This window comes from Alkalidesulfovibrio alkalitolerans DSM 16529 (assembly GCF_000422245.1).
Lineage (GTDB): Bacteria > Desulfobacterota > Desulfovibrionia > Desulfovibrionales > Desulfovibrionaceae > Alkalidesulfovibrio > Alkalidesulfovibrio alkalitolerans.
This window is the reverse complement of record NZ_ATHI01000011.1, coordinates 81,152-98,461: the sequence shown is the minus strand read 5'-3', so window position 1 is coordinate 98,461 and position 17,310 is coordinate 81,152. Positions and strand designations below refer to the sequence as shown.

The window sequence follows — 17,310 nt, the reverse complement described above, 5'->3', positions numbered from 1 at the left end:
TTATCTATTTTAGCGTTGTTTCATGAACGCACCGGAGGATCCCGTGAGGCTTCAAAGAACCAAATGGCTATTCATCGGCGTGCAGGGCACGGTCCTGTGCATTCTGGCCACGCTCGCGGCCTATCATTTCCTTCCCTGGGCGTTTCCCTTTGCGCTCGGCGCGGCAGGCGTCCTCGCGGTCGCCTCGTGCATCGAGGCCGCCCGTTGCCGCCGGGTTTACGAGGTTATGCTCGACGCCCTTGCGCGCCGCGACTGGGAAGCGGCAAAGCGGGCCGCGCCGGAAAACGGGCCCTGGGCCGAGGAAGTGCGGAGACTCGAGGAGCAGGCCGCGCGCGAAGCGCTTTTCGGCGCCAGCTTCGCGGTGGCGGGCATCCCTTGCTGCGTGTGCGACGACAAAGGCGTGATCCTGCTGGCAAGCGAGAATTTCGCCGACTACACCGGCCACGGCAACGCTGTGGGGTCGGATTTCCGAGTTCTTCTGGGGAGCGCGCTGGCCGACGGCCTTGACGACGCGCGCTATCCCGAGGGACACGTCACGACGCTTGAGAAGGCAGACGGAACGCAGATCCGCACGCGCTGCATCGCGAGCGCGCCGTTCGAGACGCCGATGGGCCGGGTGCGCGCCGTGCAGTTCGTGCCCCTGGCGGCCAAGCGACAGGCCTTGGAGGACGCCGAGAAACAACGCCGCCTGATAGTGGACACGGCGCGCATCGCCTCGGATCTGGCCGAACGTCTGGCCCAGGCAACGGAGGACATCTCAAGCGCCTCGAAGACCATGTCGCAGGGCGCGGCGCGGCAACAACAGGAGACATCCTCGCTGGCCGTGGCCATGGACCAGATGAACGCGACGGTGCTGGAAGTGGCGGGCAACGCCACGGCCAACTCCAAGGCGGGCGAGGAGGCCCTGGCCGTGGCCATGGAGGGCAAGGCCCTGGTGGAGCGCTCCATGCGCGCCATCGACGCGGTCTCAGCCTCCACGAACGAGCTGTCACAGGAACTCCGCACGCTCATTTCGCGCTCAAAGGACATCGGTTCGATCCTGCGCGTGATCAACGACATTGCCGACCAGACCAACCTTCTGGCGCTGAACGCCGCCATCGAGGCGGCCCGCGCGGGCGATGCCGGACGCGGCTTCGCCGTGGTGGCCGACGAGGTGCGCAAGCTGGCCGAGAAGACGCTGCACGCGACCAAGGACGTGGAGAATCTGGTCAGCGGCATCCAGCAATCCGTGGGCACGGCGCAGGGTTCCATGGAAAAGACCACGCAACAGGTGGCCGAGACGACCGACCTTTCCAATCGCACGGGTGATGCGCTGGAGCGCATCCTGACAAGCGTGGGCGCGGTGGTCACGCAGACGACGCAGATCGCGACAGCCGCCGAAGAGCAGTCCTCGGCCGTGGAGGAGATTTCGCAGCGTACGCAGACCGTGGCCGAAGTGGCGGAGGAAGTGGAGGGGAGCACGCGGGTGCAGGGTGAATCCATCGCCAAACTTTCGGCCCTGGGCGAGGAATTGCGCGAGGTGGTGCGTAGCCTGCACTAGCACCCTTGGGCGAGGCGTGAAAATCTCGCGATGGTGGCGCTTTCGCCGCAACGCCGCAGACGGCGCTATTGAGGGGGCCTGCCATGGACAACCCTCCCTGGATGCCTTACAAGAACTGGCTTTTCAGGGAGTCAAAAAGCGGGTAGAGCGAGTGCGAACCGTTTGCCCACCAAAACCCGCGGCGCTATGGAAAATATTCGTAATTTCAGCATTATCGCGCACATCGACCACGGCAAGTCCACGCTCGCCGACCGCATCCTGGAGATCACCGGGCTTGTGGGCGAGCGCGACAAGCGCGAACAGTATCTGGACCGCATGGAGCTGGAGCAGGAGCGCGGCATCACCATCAAGGCCCAGACCGTGCGCATTCCGTATCGCGCCAAGAATGGCCGCGACTACATTCTGAACCTCATCGACACGCCCGGCCACGTGGATTTCTCGTACGAGGTCTCGCGCTCCCTGGCCGCCTGCGAGGGCGCGCTGCTGGTGGTGGACGCCACCCAGGGCGTGGAGGCCCAGACCCTGGCCAACGTCTATCTGGCCCTGGACCACGACCTCGAAGTCATCCCGGTCCTGAACAAGATCGACCTGCCCTCGGCCGAGGTCGAGCGGGTGCGCCAGGAGATCGAAGAGGGCATCGGCCTGGACTGCGCGGGCGCGGTCATGGTCTCGGCCAAGACCGGCCTGAACGTGGACCAGGTGCTCGAAGCCATCGTGGAGCGCCTGCCGCCGCCCAGGGGCAGCGCCGAGAAGCCGCTCAAGGCCCTCATTTTCGACTCCTGGTACGACTCGTACCAGGGCGTGGTGGTTCTGTTCCGCATCATCGACGGCTCCATCAAGCGCGGCCAGAAGATCATGATGAACTCGACCAAGGCCGAGTTCGAGGTCGGCTCGCTGGGCGTGTTCTCGCCCGACGCGCTGGCCGTGGACAAGCTCGGCCCCGGCGAGGTGGGCTTCCTCACGGCGAGCATCAAGGATCTCTCCGAGGCGCGCGTGGGCGACACCATCACCGAGCCCAAGCGGCCCACGACCGAGCCCTTCCCCGGCTTCAAGAAGATAAAGCCCATGGTCTTCTGCGGCCTGTATCCGGTCGAACCGGCCGAATACGAGCCGCTCAAGGCGGCGCTGGAGAAGCTGCAACTCAACGACGCGGCCTTCTCCTTCGAGCCCGAGACCTCGCAGGCCCTGGGCTTTGGCTTCCGCTGCGGGTTTTTGGGCCTGTTGCATATGGAGATCATCCAGGAGCGGCTGGAGCGCGAGTTCCAGGCCAAGCTCATCGCCACCGCGCCCTCGGTCATATATAAGGTCACCACGGTCAAGGGCGACGTCTTCGAGATCGACAACCCGTCGAAGATGCCCGACGTGACCAAAATCGCGGAACTGGCCGAGCCCTGGGTCAAGATGGAGATCCACGTTCCGGGCGACTACGTGGGCGCGGTGCTCAAATTGTGCGAGGAGAAGCGCGGCATCCAGAAGGACATGCGCTACCTGACCTCCACGCGCGTCATCATCACCTACGAGCTTCCCTTCGCCGAGATCGTCTTCGACTTCTTCGACAAGCTCAAATCCGTGACCCGGGGCTACGCCTCCATGGACTACGAGGTCCGCGAGTTCAGGGGCTCGGACCTGGTCAAGCTGGACATCCTGATCAACGGCACGCCCGTGGACGCCATGTCCACCATCGTGCACCGCTCCAGCGCGGAGCGCATGGGCCGAAAGCTCGCCCTGCGCCTCAAGCGCACCATCCCCCGACAACTCTTCGAGGTCGTCATCCAGGCGGCCATCGGCAACCGCATCATCGCCCGCGAACGCAACCCGCCCATGCGCAAGGACGTGACCGCCAAATGCTACGGCGGCGACATTACGCGCAAGCGCAAGCTTCTGGAAAAGCAAAAGGAAGGCAAGCGCCGCATGAAGCGCATGGGCAACGTCGAGGTGCCGCAGGAGGCCTTCCTCGCGGCGCTCAAGGCCGGCGACGACGACTGAACAAGGAACATTCATGAATCCCCGCACGCTCAAAACGATCAAGGACTACGCCGAGGCGCTGTTCATCGCCCTCTTGCTGGCGCTGTTCATCCGCACCTTCGTGGTCCAGGCCTTCAAGATACCATCGGGCTCCATGCTCCAGACGCTGCAGATCGGCGACCACCTGCTGGTCAACAAGTTCGCCTACGGCGTGCGCCTGCCCTTCGTGAACACCCAGATCATCCCCGTGGGCGAGCCTGAATTCCAGGACATCGTGGTCTTCAAGTTCCCCGGCGAGCGGGACATCTCGCCCGACATCGAATTCAGGGGCTTCGGCCGCCAGATGTCCTTCGGCGAGAGCGGCAAGGACTTCATCAAGCGCGTCATCGGACTGCCCGGCGACGTCATCGAGATCCGCGAGAAGCAGGTCTACCGCAACGGCGAGGCCCTGCAGGAGTCCTACGTGCAGCACGTGGACCCGCGCTTCGCGCCGGGCCGCGACGAGATGCCCGCCTTCACCGTGCCCGAGGACCACTACTTCGTCATGGGCGACAACCGCGACGAATCCTACGATTCGCGCTTCTGGGGGCTCGTGCCGCGCGAGTTGATCCTGGGCGAGGCCATGATCCTCTACTGGTCCTGGGGACCGCGCGGCATCACCGACGTGCGCTGGGATCGCATAGGCTCCCTCGTCCGCTAGCCGCCAACACGTTGAAATAATGGCATCCTCTGCGATGCCGCGAAAAGTTCGAGGCCGACGCGTAGTTCTCCTGCGCGTCGGCCTTGTCTCTTTTGCGCGCCATGCGCCCGGCGCTGCTTGAAGAGACGACGAAACGTCGTTCTTCAAAATCCTGCGGTTCGAGCTTGGAAAAACCCTCGCCACGCCGCCAGAAGGCAGCCTGGCCGCCATCAAAACGCAACCTTGTCCGGCCACTTTGACCAGATGCACCTGTGCACGATGATCTACGCCTGCGGCTGCCGAGTGACTGGCCGCACACCGCCTTCCGCCTGCCCGCTGCACGGCGCGCCCCTTTCGCGCGCCCTCTGCCCCCTGCCAGACGCCGAGCTATGCACCCGCTCCGAAGGTCCGTGCGCGCCCCTGCCCGTCCCGCTCCACGACGGGCTCGACCATCTGGGGCATCCGCGTCACCTTGCCGCTGGACCGGCCTCCGACCGAAGCTCCTGCTGAACGCGAGCCTCCCCCTGGCATTCCAGGCGTTTTGCGGCTAGACTCGGCCACGGCGCGCGGTCCGAAGAAACGGCCGTCGCCGCACACCAGCACCCGGAGCGACGCCGTGAAGCACACCATCTCCGCCCTGGCCTCCAACCGGCCGGGCGTCCTGGCCGACATGGCCCTCATGTTCAAGCGCCACAACCTGAACATCCGCAGCCTGGCCGCGGGCGAAACCGAGAATCCCGACATCTCGCGCATCGTCATCAGCCTCGACGGCGACAGCGAGGAGATGGAGCGCCTGACCCGCGAACTGGCGGCCATGGACGTGGTCATCCAGGTGGACGACTTGGCCCGGCGCGAGTTCGTGGACCGCGAGTTGCTGATGGTCAAGGTGCGCATGGACCGCGAATCCCTCTCCCAACTCATGCAGATATTCGAGGTCTTCCGCGCCTCGGTGGTGGGCATGGGCCAGGAGAGCATCACCGTGGAGATGGCGGGCGACCAGGAGCGCGTGGAGGGACTCATCAAGCTGCTCAAGCCCTTCGGCATCAAGAGCCTGTGCCGAAGCGGCATGATCGCGCTCAAGCGCGGGGACGACTAGACCGTGCGCATCCGCCGCCTGCGCGATCTCGTGACCGCCTGCGCGCGGCGCTCAAGCCCGCCTCGCGTGGCCGTGGTGCGCTGCGCCGAGGGCTACGTGCTCAAGGCGGCCGTGGCCGCCCACGCAAAGGGCGTGGCCGAGCCCATCCTCATCGGCGACATGGCCAAGGCCCGCGAGACGGCCGCGCGACTGGGGCTCTCCCTCGCGCGGTTTCGGGCCGTGGAGGCCAGTGACGACGACACGGCCCTGGCCGCCGCGCTCGCACTCTTCAAGGCGGGCGAGGCGCAGCTCATCATGAAGGGGCTGATCAGCACCGCGCGGCTTTTGCGTGCCGTGCTCGACAAGGAGACCGGCATCCCGGCCAGGGGCGCGCTCTCGCATGTGGCCGTGTTCGAGCGGCCAGGAACCCGCGGCGGCGGACGGCTGATGTGCCTCACCGACCCCGGCGTGAACATCAGGCCCAACTTGCAACGCAAGGCCGACATCGTGCGAAACTCCCTTTCGGTCATGCGCGCCTTGGGCGTGACGCGGCCGCGCGTGGCCATGCTCGCGGCCACGGAAAAAGTCAACTTCCCGGCCATGCCCGCCACGCTCGACGCCGACCTGATCTCCACCATGGCCAGACAGGGCGAATTCGGCGACGCGCTGGTGGCCGGGCCCATGGCCCTGGACATCGCGGTCTCGGCGCGCGCGGCCAGGGTCAAGGGCTACGAGCACCCCGTGGCGGGCCGCGCGGACATCCTCTGCGTGCCCGACATCGAGAGCGGCAACGTGCTCTACAAGTCACTGAGCACCTTCATGCAGGCCGACATGGCCGGAGTAGTCATGGGCAGCCAGGCGCCCATCGTGGTGCCCTCGCGCGGCGACTCGGACCGCACCAAGCTCTACTCCATCGCCCTTGGTGCGTATCTGGCCGGTCAGACCGAGGACGCGGCCAAGACCCAGGGCGCATAAGGGATGCCGAACATGCTGATCCTGGCGCTCAACCCCGGCTCCACCTCCACGCGCGTGGCGCTGTTCGCCTGCCGCGCCGCGGAAGAGGCCGCGCCAGGCGCGGCAGCCGCCTGCGAACCGGTGCTTTCCGAGGAAATCCAGCATCCCAAGGCCGATCTGGCGCGCTTTGCCACCATCGCGGAGCAAAAAGACTTCCGCCTCGCGGCCATCCGCGCGGCCCTGGCCGCCTGTCCGGATGCGCAGGGCGGGCTTGCCGCCGTGGTCGGCCGGGGCGGGCTCTTGCGCCCCATCCCCGGCGGCGTCTACACCATCAACCAAACCATGCTCGACGACCTTTCGGCCGAGCGCTACGGCGCGCATCCCTGCAACCTCGGAGCGCCGCTGGCCCTGGAGCTTTCGGCCGAACACGGCTGCCCGGCCTTCATCGTGGACCCGCCCGTGACCGACGAACTGGACGAGGCCGCGCGGCTGACCGGCCTGCCGGAGATTCGGCGGCGCAGCGTATTCCACGCCCTGTCGCAGCGCGGCGCGGCGCGCGCGGCCGCGCGCTCCCTGGGCCTTGGCTACGAGCGCGCCGGGTTCATTGTGGCCCACCTGGGCGGCGGCATCAGCATCGGCGCGCACCTGCGCGGCCGCGTTGTCGAGGTCTTGAACGCCCTGGACGGCGAGGGGCCGTTCAGCCCGGAGCGTTCGGGCCGTCTGCCCGTGCTGCCGGTGTTGAAGATGCTCGAATGCGGCGAGACGGACGTAGCGGCGCTCACGCGGCGCATCCTGACCCAGGGCGGGTTCTTCGCGCACCTGGGCAGCAACGACCTGCGCGAGATCGAGGCGCGCATCGACGCGGGCGAGGAGAGGGCCGCGCTGGTGTACGAGGCCTTCGTGCGCGCCGTGGCGCGCGACGTCGCCTCGCTCGCGCCCCTGTTCGCGGCCCAGATCGCGCCCCAGGCCGCACGGCCTTCCGGCGGCGAGGCGGCCCGACGCGGCCTGGACCTTAACGCCATCGTGGTCACGGGCGGCATGGCCCGAAGCGCGCGCCTCGTGGCCGACCTCTCGGCCCGGCTCGCCTTCCTGGCCCCGCTGATCCCGGTCACTGGCCTGGAGGAGATGCACGCCCTGGCCGACGGCGCGCGCCTGGCGCTGACCGGGCTAATCCCCACCCTCAATTATTAACCCAAAGCGATAGATAGATTATGCAGGAAAAGCCACCAAGTTCTCCACCAGAGTTTGATGCAGAGGATCTGCATTATTTCTTTTTTCCTTTTAAAAATTCGGCATCATATATTCAGATGATCGTTCTCGACAATTGTTTGGAGTATTTCGAAGAATATGAGAGGCTCTGTGAACGAGGAGGAAGCACACAAAATTTGGGCCGAAGACTTCTCAGAAAACTCTTCAATGCTGTTGAATCACTTAACAACATACCAGATTACATGTTATTCGACAAAAATATACCTGAACATAAAATGTGTGAAATCAAAAAGAAAATAATAAGTGAATGTCCAGAAATGAATATTATTTTTGATCTTGCGAATGCCTATAAGCACTGTGTGCGTGGAAAGAAAAAAGGTGGTCAATTAGTGATAGATAAAAACAAAAAAAGCATACGCGAAATGTTTCCAAAAAATGAATCATCAGAAGAAATTTATTCTTTTGACGCCACAGAGTATCACAATGCTCTCAAATCGTGCTGGAGTTTTTGGATAAAGAACACTCAAGATGGAAAGCATCTCCTCTTTAAAGAGGGAGAACATCCATCTTTTTAAACGTCTATTACGGAAACCAAAAGCGCACTATTGGAAAACATTTCTTCCTTTGTTTATACAGAGTGTACAGAGATAGCATTCACCTAAAACCGCTCTCTCTCGCTGCCCGTATTGCCTCGCGGTCCTGCTTCATATAGATTTCCCGGCAAGAATCGGAAACCGAAGGGCCGCGCGCGGACTCCCGGACGGACGGGCGCGCCTGGGCTCGTTCACCTTGGAGGACACGTGGCCAAGTACTACATGCCCGCACCGACGGACGGACTCGTGAAAAAGCTCTGGACCTGGGCACGCACGGGCCGCCGCTTCCGGCCGCCCTTTCCTCGCACCGTCCAGTTCCAGACGCTCTCCACCTGCAACGCGCGCTGCATCTTCTGCCCGCACGGGCAAACGCCCAAGGAAGTGCCGCACGGCCGCATGGACGACGCGCTGATCGCCAAGATCGTAGACGAATGCTCCAGACACTTCATGAGCCGCATCAGCCCCTATCTGACCAACGAGCCGCTCTTGGACGAGCGCATGCCGCGCATCCTGGCCGACATCACTAAAAGGAAGCGGCCGGGCACCAAGACCAAGATCAACTCCAACGGCAGCCTGCTGACCAAGGAAATGAGCAAGGAGATCATCGCCTCGGGCCTGAACAATCTGTGGATCAGCGTGAACGGCTATTCGCCCGAAACCTACCGGGCGAGCATGGGTCTGGACCTGAACAAGACCCTGGCCAACATCGACAACTTCCTCGACATCCGCGACCGCATGGGCAAGAAACGGCCCAAAATCGTCATCACCACGCTGCGCACCAAGCTCGTGGAGAACGAGTTGGACTACGCCCGCAAGCACTGGGAGCAGCGCGACGTGGTCTTCAAGATCCACCACATGGACAACCGCGCGGGCGAGGTCGTCGCGGACCACAGGCCGAAGGACGAGCCGCTGAAGCTCAAGCGGCACTGCGACCTGTTCCTGAAGCAGGCCTACATCGTGGAGAACGGCGACCTGATCATCTGCTGCCACGACTGGCGGCAGTCCGTGGTGGTGGGCAACATCCGGGAGAAATCCATCGCCGAGGTCTGGAACTCGAAGCATTTCGTCTCCCTCATCCACCAGTACTTCGCGGGCGACTTCAGCAACCTGGAAATCTGCCGCACCTGCCGCTGAGCCGAGGATCCATCCGCGTGAACGAGGACCAGAAGAAGGCGCTCGCCAGGTCGCTGACCGCCGGGCCCATGGAGCTTCTGCCGTTTCTTCCCTATCTGCTCCAGGATCTGTGGGAGCTTGGCAGCGAGCCCGACGACATCGTCGGGCTCGTGCGGCGGCACGTGGCCGGACCGGGGCCTCTTCGCGGGCTACATCCAAAGCCAGCTCGACGAATGCAACGACCTGGAAGAAACGATCATCGCCGTGACTTGGCTCTTGCGCACGCCTGACTGATTCCCTTTCCGCGCTCCCGCTTCCCGACCGGCCCTGGTCTTTTGCCGTAGCCTGGCCTATACCAATCGGGCGACAGGTTTTCGCTTCCCGTCCAGCCCGAACCATAAGTTTTTGGAGGAGGGGGTAGGGGCCTCAGGCTGCTGAAAAAAGCCCATCTGCTGCGTTGCCGCGAAAAGTTCAAACCCTCGCGTATTCTTTGATACGCGTCGGCCTTGAACTTTTCTTGCACCTTGCATCTGGACCTTTTTGAGCAGCCTGAAAGAAAGGGGTTGTCACCAAACTCTCCTTCTTGCCCGGCTTCCCGTCACCCTGTTCCCAAAGGAGCCGCGCCGAGAATGCTTTGCACCGTCCGCACCGCAGCCCTTCTGGGCATCGAGGCGCTCACCGTGCGCCTGGAGGTCGATCTGGCCAGGCAGGGCATGCCCGCCTTCACCCTCGTGGGGCTTCCCGACGGCGCGGTGCGCGAGGCCAAGGAGCGCGTCTTCTCGGCCCTGAAGAACTGCGGCTACCGGCTGCCGCCCGCGCGCATCACGGTGAACCTCGCGCCCGCGGACGTGCGCAAGGAGGGCAGCGGCTACGACCTGCCGTTGGCGCTCGGGCTGCTGGGCGGGGCCGAGGTCATCCCGGCCCAGGCCGTGGCCGGGTATTTCCTCGCGGGCGAATTGTCGCTCACGGGCGAGCTTCGGCCGGTGCCAGGCGTTTTGCCGCTGGCCGTGCGGGCGCGGGCCGAGGGCGCGGCCGGGCTCATCGTGCCCGCGCACAACGCGGCCGAGGCGGCCGTGGTGGATGGCCTGCCGGTCTACGGCGCGGCCACCCTGGCCGACGTGGTGCGCCACGTGACGGGCGAGCAGGCGCTTTCGCCGGTCATGGCCGACGTGGCCGGGCTGTGGGCCCGGCGCGAGACGCACGACCTGGATTTCGCCGAGGTCAAGGGCCAGGAGCACGCCAAGCGGGCCATCGAGATCGCGGCCGCGGGGAATCACAACATCCTGCTCTCAGGCCCGCCGGGCAGCGGCAAGACCATGCTCGCGGCGCGCGTGCCCACGGTGCTGCCGCCCCTGTCCTTCGACGAGGCCCTGGAGGTGACGACGATCTATTCCGTGGCGGGTATGCTCGCGCCGGAAGCGGCCTTGATCGTGACCAGGCCGTTTCGCGCGCCGCACCACACCATCTCGGACGCGGGGCTGATCGGCGGCGGGGCCTATCCCAGGCCGGGCGAGGTCTCGCTGGCGCACCGGGGCGTGCTCTTTCTGGACGAACTGCCCGAGTTCAAGAAGCCGGTGCTGGAGGTCCTGCGCCAGCCCCTGGAGCAGGGCGCGGTGACCATCTCGCGCGCGGCCGTGGCCCTGTCGTATCCGGCCGACTTCATGCTCGTGGCGGCGCAAAACCCCTGCCCCTGCGGCTACCTGACCGACGACCGCCACCCCTGCACCTGCACACCGCCCCAGGTGCAGCGCTACCGCTCGCGCCTTTCCGGGCCGCTTCTGGACCGCATCGACCTACACGTGGAGGTGCCTGCCGTGCCTTACGAGGATCTGCGCGGGCTCACGCCGGGCACGGATTCGGCCGCCATGCGCGGCCGGGTGCTGGCGGCGCGCGAAGTGCAGGCCGAGCGCTATCGGGGCACGGCCGTACGGCTGAACGCCGAGCTTTCGGGCGGGCTGTTGGAGGCGCACTGCCGCCTGGGCAGCGGTGAGCACGCCTTTCTCGAACGCGCGGTGCGCACGCTCGGGCTCTCGGCCAGGGCCTACGTGCGTATCCTGCGCCTGGCGCGCACCATCGCGGACCTCGCGGGCGAGGGGGACATCGCCGCCCGGCACCTGGCCGAGGCCATCAGCTACCGCAGCCTGGACAGGGGCGGCGGCGAGACCGCCTGAGGCATTTTCTGCCGGAAACCTTTTCCTCGCCCGCTTTTCAGGGCTTCGCGAATGTGCGACAAGCAGGATGACGCGGGGGGAAAGCTCCTGGCGGGTCCGGCTTGCCTTGGCCGGTCGCGCCGGGACTGTCGGACCAGGTGAAGATGAGCCAGGAGCGCAGTCGGCACGAGAGCGCGGCGGCGGCAATCCGCGCCTATGTGCATACCCCGCCCCCGAAACGGTTGTGGTCCGAAGTGGCCCGGCTGGCCGAGGGGTTTGCGGAGGGTCCCAAGGAAGGCGAGGACGCCAGGGAGTTCGCGCGGTCCACGACCGAGGCGGCCGTGGCGGTATTCGGACTCGGAAGCCGGGCCGACGACCCCGCCCTGATCGACATCTGCCTGCGCAGCCTGGTGCGTATGGGCGTGATGGGCCGTATTCTGGCCATCGACCTGATCGAGCAGGAAAAACTCCCCTTCGACGACGTGGCCGCCATCCTGGCGGACATGCCCGACAGTGAGCGCTGGCTGCTCTTCAACCGTATTCTTCTCTCGCCCTGGCGCACCAGCCGCGAGCTGCGCGAGTTCGCGCTCGAGTCCCTGACCTTGCTGCGCGACAGCTTGGCCGTGGACGCGGCGCGGCTGCTCAGAGCGCTCGCCACGGCCCGTCCGCGCGCAGCCTATGCCGTGCGGCGCGCTCTGCTCGACGGAACGCTCGGTCCGCAACTGACCCGCATGGCCGAGGCGGACACGGCCCCGCTCGAATTGCTCGACATGTGCCAACACCTAGCCGCGCTCTCGCACCAGGGCCTGGCCGAGAAGCTGGCCGCGCTGGCCGCGCGCACGGCCAATCCGGACCATGCGCACACGTTGCTTCGAGCCGTGGCCGACCTGGGGCCAAGGCCGAGCCTGGACATCACGCGGCCCGTGGCCCGCCTGCTCGGCCATGAGAACCGAGACCTCGCCCTCACGGCGCTCGAAACCCTTGCGCGCTGTGCCATGCCGCGCCTTGGCAAGGTCACGGCCTCGCTCTACGCGAAGCGGCCGTCCTTGAAAAAAGGGATCATCGCACGGCTGCCGCTCATGCCTGCGGCCGAGCGCCGCGCCTTCATGGACTGCGTGCCCGCCCGCGAACTGCCCGCCGTGCAGGTGCTATGCTTCCTGCTGCTGGGCGCGATCGATCCGGTAAACATGGAGCGCTGCCTGTCCATCGCGGCGCACGGCGATGCCCCGGACACGGCGGATGAGGATGGGCGAGACATGGCCGTCGGCGGCGTCCTGGACGAACTGCTCGTGCTCATCGCACGCGTGCCGCATGCCGAGCCCGCGGAGCCCCAGAACCACGCATCGCCGCCCGAGCCTGCCCATCCACGGGACGGGACCGGCAGGGGACGCAATGCCCCGACGACGACCGCGAACGGGCCGCTGCATCTGGACATGAAGGGCGAGTCGCCAAAGCGCTTCACGGCCACGGGCCGTCATCTACCTGAACCGGTCGCGAGCGCGACCACCTTCCACCTGGCCGACTTCAGCCGGGCCACGCTCGAGCGCGGCCGCTTCGAGGCCTGCGTCTTCGACTCCTGCTCCTTCGACCATGCCACGCTGAAGGATATGAGCTTCATTGACTGCAGTTTCGTGAACTGCGCGTTGCGCGACGCGGCCCTGTTCCGCTGCGACCTCACAAACTGCGTCTTCTCGCTGTGCGCGCTTACGGGCACGGCTTTTTCCGGCGGCACGATGACCGTCGTGAAGATCGAATGCGGCTCCATGACCGACGCCTTGTTCACGGGCATGACCCTTCGCACATGCAGCCTGCGCGCCCTGGACCTGAGCGGAGCGGAGATGAACCGGCTCAAAGCCCGGGGTCTGGAACTGAGCGACTGCCACGCCGAGAGCGCGCGCCTTTCGGCCCTGACGCTGCGCACTGTGGACATCACGGCCTGTACTTTCGTCGATTGCGCGGTCGATGGGCTGGACAGCGACGACCCCGTCTTCGGGGAACTCGCCGACCAGACCCTGCTTACGCGCCTTCGCCGTTCGGCGAAGGCTTTCGAGACGGGCAGGCTGCCCGCAAGCCCCGGCCGAGCGGCAATGGCCGTCGCGTTCAGGGCGGTGGACGAATGGTTCAAGATCGCCGAGCGCAAGGGGCTGTGCCGCCCCTTCTTGGCCCACAACGAACGCCGGATATCCTGGGCCAAGCAGAAGCTCGGCGCAAAGGCTTCGGAATTTTTCGACATCCTCCCCCTGCTGCTGCATTCGGAATTTTTCGACCACGCCATCGGACTTTATCCCACCTCGCCCCCGTGCCGTGTGACGGCGTACCAGCCGGGCCATTCAGCCCTGGACCTGGCGCGGCGGTACTTTCCAACGGCCGCGCTGCCCGACGACAGAACCGACGCCGTGCCCATCGAGGCCATCTACACCATCGGGAGCCTCGGCACAGTGGCCCAATCCGAGGATTCCGACATCGATTACTGGCTGTGCTGCGCCCTGGACCAACTCGCCGAGCAGGACGTGGAGGGGTTGCATCAAAAATGCGAGGCAATCCAGGACTGGGCCGCGCAGGAGTTCGGCCTGGAGGTCCACTTCTTCCTCATGGATTCCAAGAGGGTCCGGGAGAACAATTTCGGGGCCTCGGACAGCGAATCCTCAGGCACGGCGCAGGCGGCCATGCTCAAGGAGGAGTTTTACCGCACGGCCGTGCACGTGGCGGGCAAAAAACCCGTGTGGTGGCTCGCACCGCCCGGCGCGGACCAGGCGGGCTACGACGAGGCCATGCACCGCCTGGCCTCTGGAGAAGCGGGCGGACGCTTCCTCGATCTGGGCCACGTGCCGGAGATCCCGGTCGGTGAGTTCTTTGGCGCGTCCTTGTGGCAGATCGCCAAGGCCATCAAGAGCCCATTCAAGTCGATCATGAAGTTTGGCCTGCTGGAAAAGTACGTTTCCCGGCAGGGCAAGACGGAGCTTCTGCTTTGCGATCGGCTGAAGGCCAATCTGCTCGGCGGGCACGACGAACTGTGGCGCATCGACCCCTACGTGATGCTCTTCCTGGAGGTGGCTGAGTACTACGCGGATCGGGGCGAAGCCCAGACCGTGGAGCTCATCAAGATGAGTTTCCTCCTGAAATCGCACATCGCGGGCGAGGCGTTCGCGCCGACCATCCCGAGCCGGGCCGAGGAAAAGTCCATGCGCCGCTTCTTTACCCGGGGCATCGGCGCGAGGAAGCTCGCCTTCACGGATCTGGGCATCGCTAAAGACTGGTCCCTGGCGCGGATGCTGGAGGTGGGCGAGCGTGTCAACGCCTTCATCCTGAACACCTACCTGCGCGTGCGCGAGATGCAGAATAAGCAGCCCCAGAGCGCACAGGCGAACATCGACCCCCACGACCTGACCAAGCTCGGCCGCAAGATCTTCGCGGTCTTCGCGCCGCGAAAGCACAAGATAGACCGTCTGGGCTTCGTGAAGACGGATGCGGCCATGGTCGGGCTGCTCACTTTCGCCGCCGAAACGCGCCGTGGCGGGGGGCAGGCGTTCGTGGCCCAGGGCGGGCAAATGGACCCCCGCACACGGCGCGTGGAGACCGTGGAAATCAAGCGTGCCAAAGACCTGTGCTGGCTCGTGGCCTTCATCGAGGCCAACGGCCTCTTCGCTCCGGGATTGACCGTCAAAACCGATTTCACGCTCTCCCCGGTTATCGCCAGGGACGTGGAGGAACTGCTCCAGGCGCTGGCGGCGTTCTTTCCGCACGCCGAGACCTTCGAGACGAACATCGAGGAAGGGCTTTCGCCCGAACGGGTGACGCGGGCCCTGTTCGTGCTCAACCTGACCCTGCCGCGCGAAACGCCCCGCATCCGTCAGGTCTCGCTTGTCTATTCCACGAACTGGGGCGAGATGTTCTGCCAGACCGTGGACGTTTCGGACGACGCGATCATCACCGACCCGCACGCATTTTTGGCCGCGCACGTGGAACAGGACTGCGTAGAGCCGCCGCTCATGAGTTCCTTCGTGCCCGACCGCGCGGCCTGCCCGGGCATCCGCTTCGCGCGACGGCCAATCGTCCCGCCAGCCTCCGGTTCCGGCTATAGTTCCCGCAAAACGTAATCCCGCGATCCCGCGCCATGGGTCTCGGCATGGGCCAAGCCAAAACCGGCAGGCATCTTAGGATTGAGGGCCAGGAATTTGTCATCGCCAGGGGCAAGGTTTTTGGGCAGCTTGCTCGGGTAGAGCGGTACGGCCGCGTTGACCAGATCGAGGCTAGCCTGATCCACGGCCACCGGGTCCGTGGAGGCGAGCACGCCGATGTCCGGGCAGATGGGTGCGTCGGAAAAGCCCATGCAGTCGCACTCCGGAGTCACGGCGTGGATGAAGTTGACGTACATGGCCGCACGACCCCTGGCCGCGACCACGGCCGAGGCGTATTCCATCATCCGGGCGATGAAACGACCGTGCTCAAGGCTCCAGTCCACCTCCAGGGCACCTTTGGCGCAGGCGTGAAAACACGCGCCGCAGCCCACGCACCGCTCGACGTTCAAGGTGATGCGCCTGTCGGCGTCCAGGGAGAGCGCGCCCGGCGCGCAGATGGCCACGCACTGCTCGCAACCCACGCACTTCTCCGCCGCGAGCTTGGGGCCCATGACGCAATGCTGGTGCATCTTGCCGCGCCGCGTGGCGCACCCCATGGCCAGATTCTTGAGCGCGCCGCCAAACCCGGCCGCCACGTGGCCCTTGACGTGCGAGAGCACCACCATGGCGTCCGCCTCCAGGATGTCGGCGGCCAGATGAGCCTGGTCGATGTGCTCGCCCGCGAAGGGCACGGTGCGCTCGTGGGTGCTTTTCAGCCCGTCGGCCATGATCACGGGCGCGCCGAGCACGGCCGGGTCGAAACCGTGCTCTCGGGCAAGCAGGTTATGGGCCACGGCATCGCCCCGCTGGCCCACATAGAGCGTTGCCGTGTCCGTGAGGAACGGCCTGCCCCCGATTTTTCGCACGGCCTCTATCACGGGCCGCACGTGCAGCGGCTGTAAGTGGCCTGTGACGCCCGCCTCCCCGAAATGCATCTTCACAGCCGTGATGTCCCCGGGCGAGACGACCTCGGCCAGCCCGGCGCGCGAAAGCAATCTGGAAAGCCTCGTGCGCGTGGGGGATTTCAGGGTCGAACGAAGATTCCAAAACCAGACGGAAGCGGCCATGCGCTCCTCCGTGGATGCGGCCAAGAGGCCGGTTCAGGTACGCGGGGCGTCGAAATATCCGCTCACGGACTCGGTATACAGGATTCGCGGCACGACGTCGAAATGACTGCGCACGATCGACTCCATCTCGCGCTCGTGACTGCGGGCGTGAACGCGCTCGTGTGCGGCGATCTGGATCACCATCCCTTTGTCCGGATGGGCCCTGAGCCTGAAGTCACGCAGCCCCAGATCCTCCAGGGCCGCCTCGGCCTGGCCGATGCGCGACAAAAGCCGCCGGGTAGGGGTCATGCCGTAGTCGAGCCGGGTGAAGACGCAGGGGCGGCTTGGCTGCTCCGGATCGTGAAGGCACAGTTCGCGGGCGATGATTCTGAGTTCCGGCTTGGTCAGGTTGGCCAGGGCCCAGGGACTGATTACGCCCAGTTCGGACAAGGCCTTGAGTCCTGGCCGATACATGGTCAGATCCGTGGCGTGGGAGCCCTCGACCACGAGCGAAAATCCTTTTTCCCTGGCCAGGGCCTTGATGCGCCGGAACATGAGCGATTTGCAGGCGTAGCACCGGGCGCGGTCGTTGACTTTGATCTCGGGCAGCCCCAAAGGATCGACTTCCAAGATATCGAAAGGCCTGCCCTGAGCCGCAAGCCAGACAGCCGCAGCCGCGGACTCGCGCATGGGCACGTGCGGTCCGGTGATATGCACCGCCGTGAAGGGCAGATCCAGGCTCCACAAGACGTGGGCCAAAAGGCGCGAATCGAGGCCGCCGGAGACGGCCACAATCCCGCCGTAGCCCCCCTGGGAGCGGGCCAACCGCCGGACGGCCTCAAGCTTTCTGGCGACGCGACGGTCCATG

General features: G+C 65.3%; 13 protein-coding genes. 11 read left to right on the top strand and 2 right to left on the bottom strand.

Annotation, left to right across the window (positions count from 1 at the left end; genetic code table 11):
- The first annotated feature begins 43 nt into the window (after positions 1-43).
- The 11 genes from DSAT_RS14825 (at position 44) to DSAT_RS06290 (ending at position 15,375) form a co-directional block, all read left to right on the top strand.
- Positions 44-1,540 (top strand): methyl-accepting chemotaxis protein, encoded by a 1,497-nt coding sequence (locus tag DSAT_RS14825; protein WP_020885486.1) that lies wholly within the window; start codon positions 44-46, stop codon positions 1,538-1,540.
- Positions 1,541-1,726: 186 nt separating this feature from the next.
- Positions 1,727-3,526, top strand: a complete 1,800-nt coding sequence (gene lepA / locus DSAT_RS06330) for a translation elongation factor 4 (RefSeq protein WP_020885485.1) — start codon at positions 1,727-1,729, stop codon at positions 3,524-3,526.
- A gap of 13 nt (positions 3,527-3,539) precedes the next feature.
- On the top strand, positions 3,540-4,205 hold the full coding sequence (gene lepB / locus DSAT_RS06325) for a signal peptidase I (RefSeq protein WP_020885484.1): 666 nt from the start codon (positions 3,540-3,542) through the stop codon (positions 4,203-4,205).
- 595 nt (positions 4,206-4,800) lie between these two features.
- A complete protein-coding gene (ilvN, locus tag DSAT_RS06320; RefSeq protein ID WP_020885483.1) occupies positions 4,801-5,280 on the top strand; it encodes an acetolactate synthase small subunit in 480 nt (159 codons plus the stop codon).
- A gap of 3 nt (positions 5,281-5,283) precedes the next feature.
- Positions 5,284-6,234 (top strand): phosphate acyltransferase, encoded by a 951-nt coding sequence (locus DSAT_RS06315; protein WP_020885482.1) that lies wholly within the window; start codon positions 5,284-5,286, stop codon positions 6,232-6,234.
- A gap of 12 nt (positions 6,235-6,246) precedes the next feature.
- Positions 6,247-7,404, top strand: coding sequence for a butyrate kinase (buk, locus tag DSAT_RS06310; RefSeq protein WP_020885481.1), 1,158 nt, complete (start codon positions 6,247-6,249; stop codon positions 7,402-7,404).
- 20 nt (positions 7,405-7,424) lie between these two features.
- Positions 7,425-7,997, top strand: a complete 573-nt coding sequence (locus DSAT_RS15350; protein WP_161656095.1) for a hypothetical protein — start codon at positions 7,425-7,427, stop codon at positions 7,995-7,997.
- Positions 7,998-8,222: 225 nt separating this feature from the next.
- Positions 8,223-9,149, top strand: a complete 927-nt coding sequence (locus tag DSAT_RS06305; RefSeq protein WP_020885480.1) for a radical SAM/SPASM domain-containing protein — start codon at positions 8,223-8,225, stop codon at positions 9,147-9,149.
- A 117-nt stretch (positions 9,150-9,266) separates the two neighbouring features.
- Positions 9,267-9,422, top strand: a complete 156-nt coding sequence (locus tag DSAT_RS15495) for a hypothetical protein (RefSeq protein WP_153304087.1) — start codon at positions 9,267-9,269, stop codon at positions 9,420-9,422.
- Between the two features lie 335 nt (positions 9,423-9,757).
- Positions 9,758-11,299 carry a YifB family Mg chelatase-like AAA ATPase gene (locus tag DSAT_RS06295; protein WP_020885479.1) on the top strand — a complete coding sequence of 514 codons (1,542 nt, stop codon included), beginning with the start codon at positions 9,758-9,760 and terminating at the stop codon, positions 11,297-11,299.
- Between the two features lie 143 nt (positions 11,300-11,442).
- On the top strand, positions 11,443-15,375 hold the full coding sequence (locus DSAT_RS06290) for a class I adenylate cyclase domain-containing protein (RefSeq protein WP_020885478.1): 3,933 nt from the start codon (positions 11,443-11,445) through the stop codon (positions 15,373-15,375).
- On the opposite strand, the gene DSAT_RS06285 is transcribed toward DSAT_RS06290, so the two are convergent.
- Positions 15,354-16,463, bottom strand: a complete 1,110-nt coding sequence (locus DSAT_RS06285) for a DUF362 domain-containing protein (protein WP_020885477.1) — start codon at positions 16,461-16,463, stop codon at positions 15,354-15,356. The two genes, DSAT_RS06290 and DSAT_RS06285, sit on opposite strands and share 22 nt — an antisense overlap.
- A gap of 33 nt (positions 16,464-16,496) precedes the next feature.
- A complete protein-coding gene (gene larE / locus DSAT_RS06280; RefSeq protein ID WP_020885476.1) occupies positions 16,497-17,309 on the bottom strand; it encodes an ATP-dependent sacrificial sulfur transferase LarE in 813 nt (270 codons plus the stop codon).
- Position 17,310 lies beyond the last annotated feature (1 nt).

Bases quoted from the DNA above. Each gene is read 5' to 3' on its own strand.
- lepA (WP_020885485.1), top strand. From the start codon at position 1,727: ATGGAAAATATTCGTAATTTCAGCATTATCGCGCACATCGACCACGGC.
- lepB (WP_020885484.1), top strand. From the start codon at position 3,540: ATGAATCCCCGCACGCTCAAAACGATCAAGGACTACGCCGAGGCGCTG.
- DSAT_RS06285 (WP_020885477.1), bottom strand. From the start codon at position 16,463: ATGGCCGCTTCCGTCTGGTTTTGGAATCTTCGTTCGACCCTGAAATCC.
- larE (WP_020885476.1), bottom strand. From the start codon at position 17,309: ATGGACCGTCGCGTCGCCAGAAAGCTTGAGGCCGTCCGGCGGTTGGCC.
- DSAT_RS06295 (WP_020885479.1), top strand. From the start codon at position 9,758: ATGCTTTGCACCGTCCGCACCGCAGCCCTTCTGGGCATCGAGGCGCTC.
- DSAT_RS15350 (WP_161656095.1), top strand. From the start codon at position 7,425: ATGCAGGAAAAGCCACCAAGTTCTCCACCAGAGTTTGATGCAGAGGAT.
- buk (WP_020885481.1), top strand. From the start codon at position 6,247: ATGCTGATCCTGGCGCTCAACCCCGGCTCCACCTCCACGCGCGTGGCG.
- DSAT_RS06290 (WP_020885478.1), top strand. From the start codon at position 11,443: ATGAGCCAGGAGCGCAGTCGGCACGAGAGCGCGGCGGCGGCAATCCGC.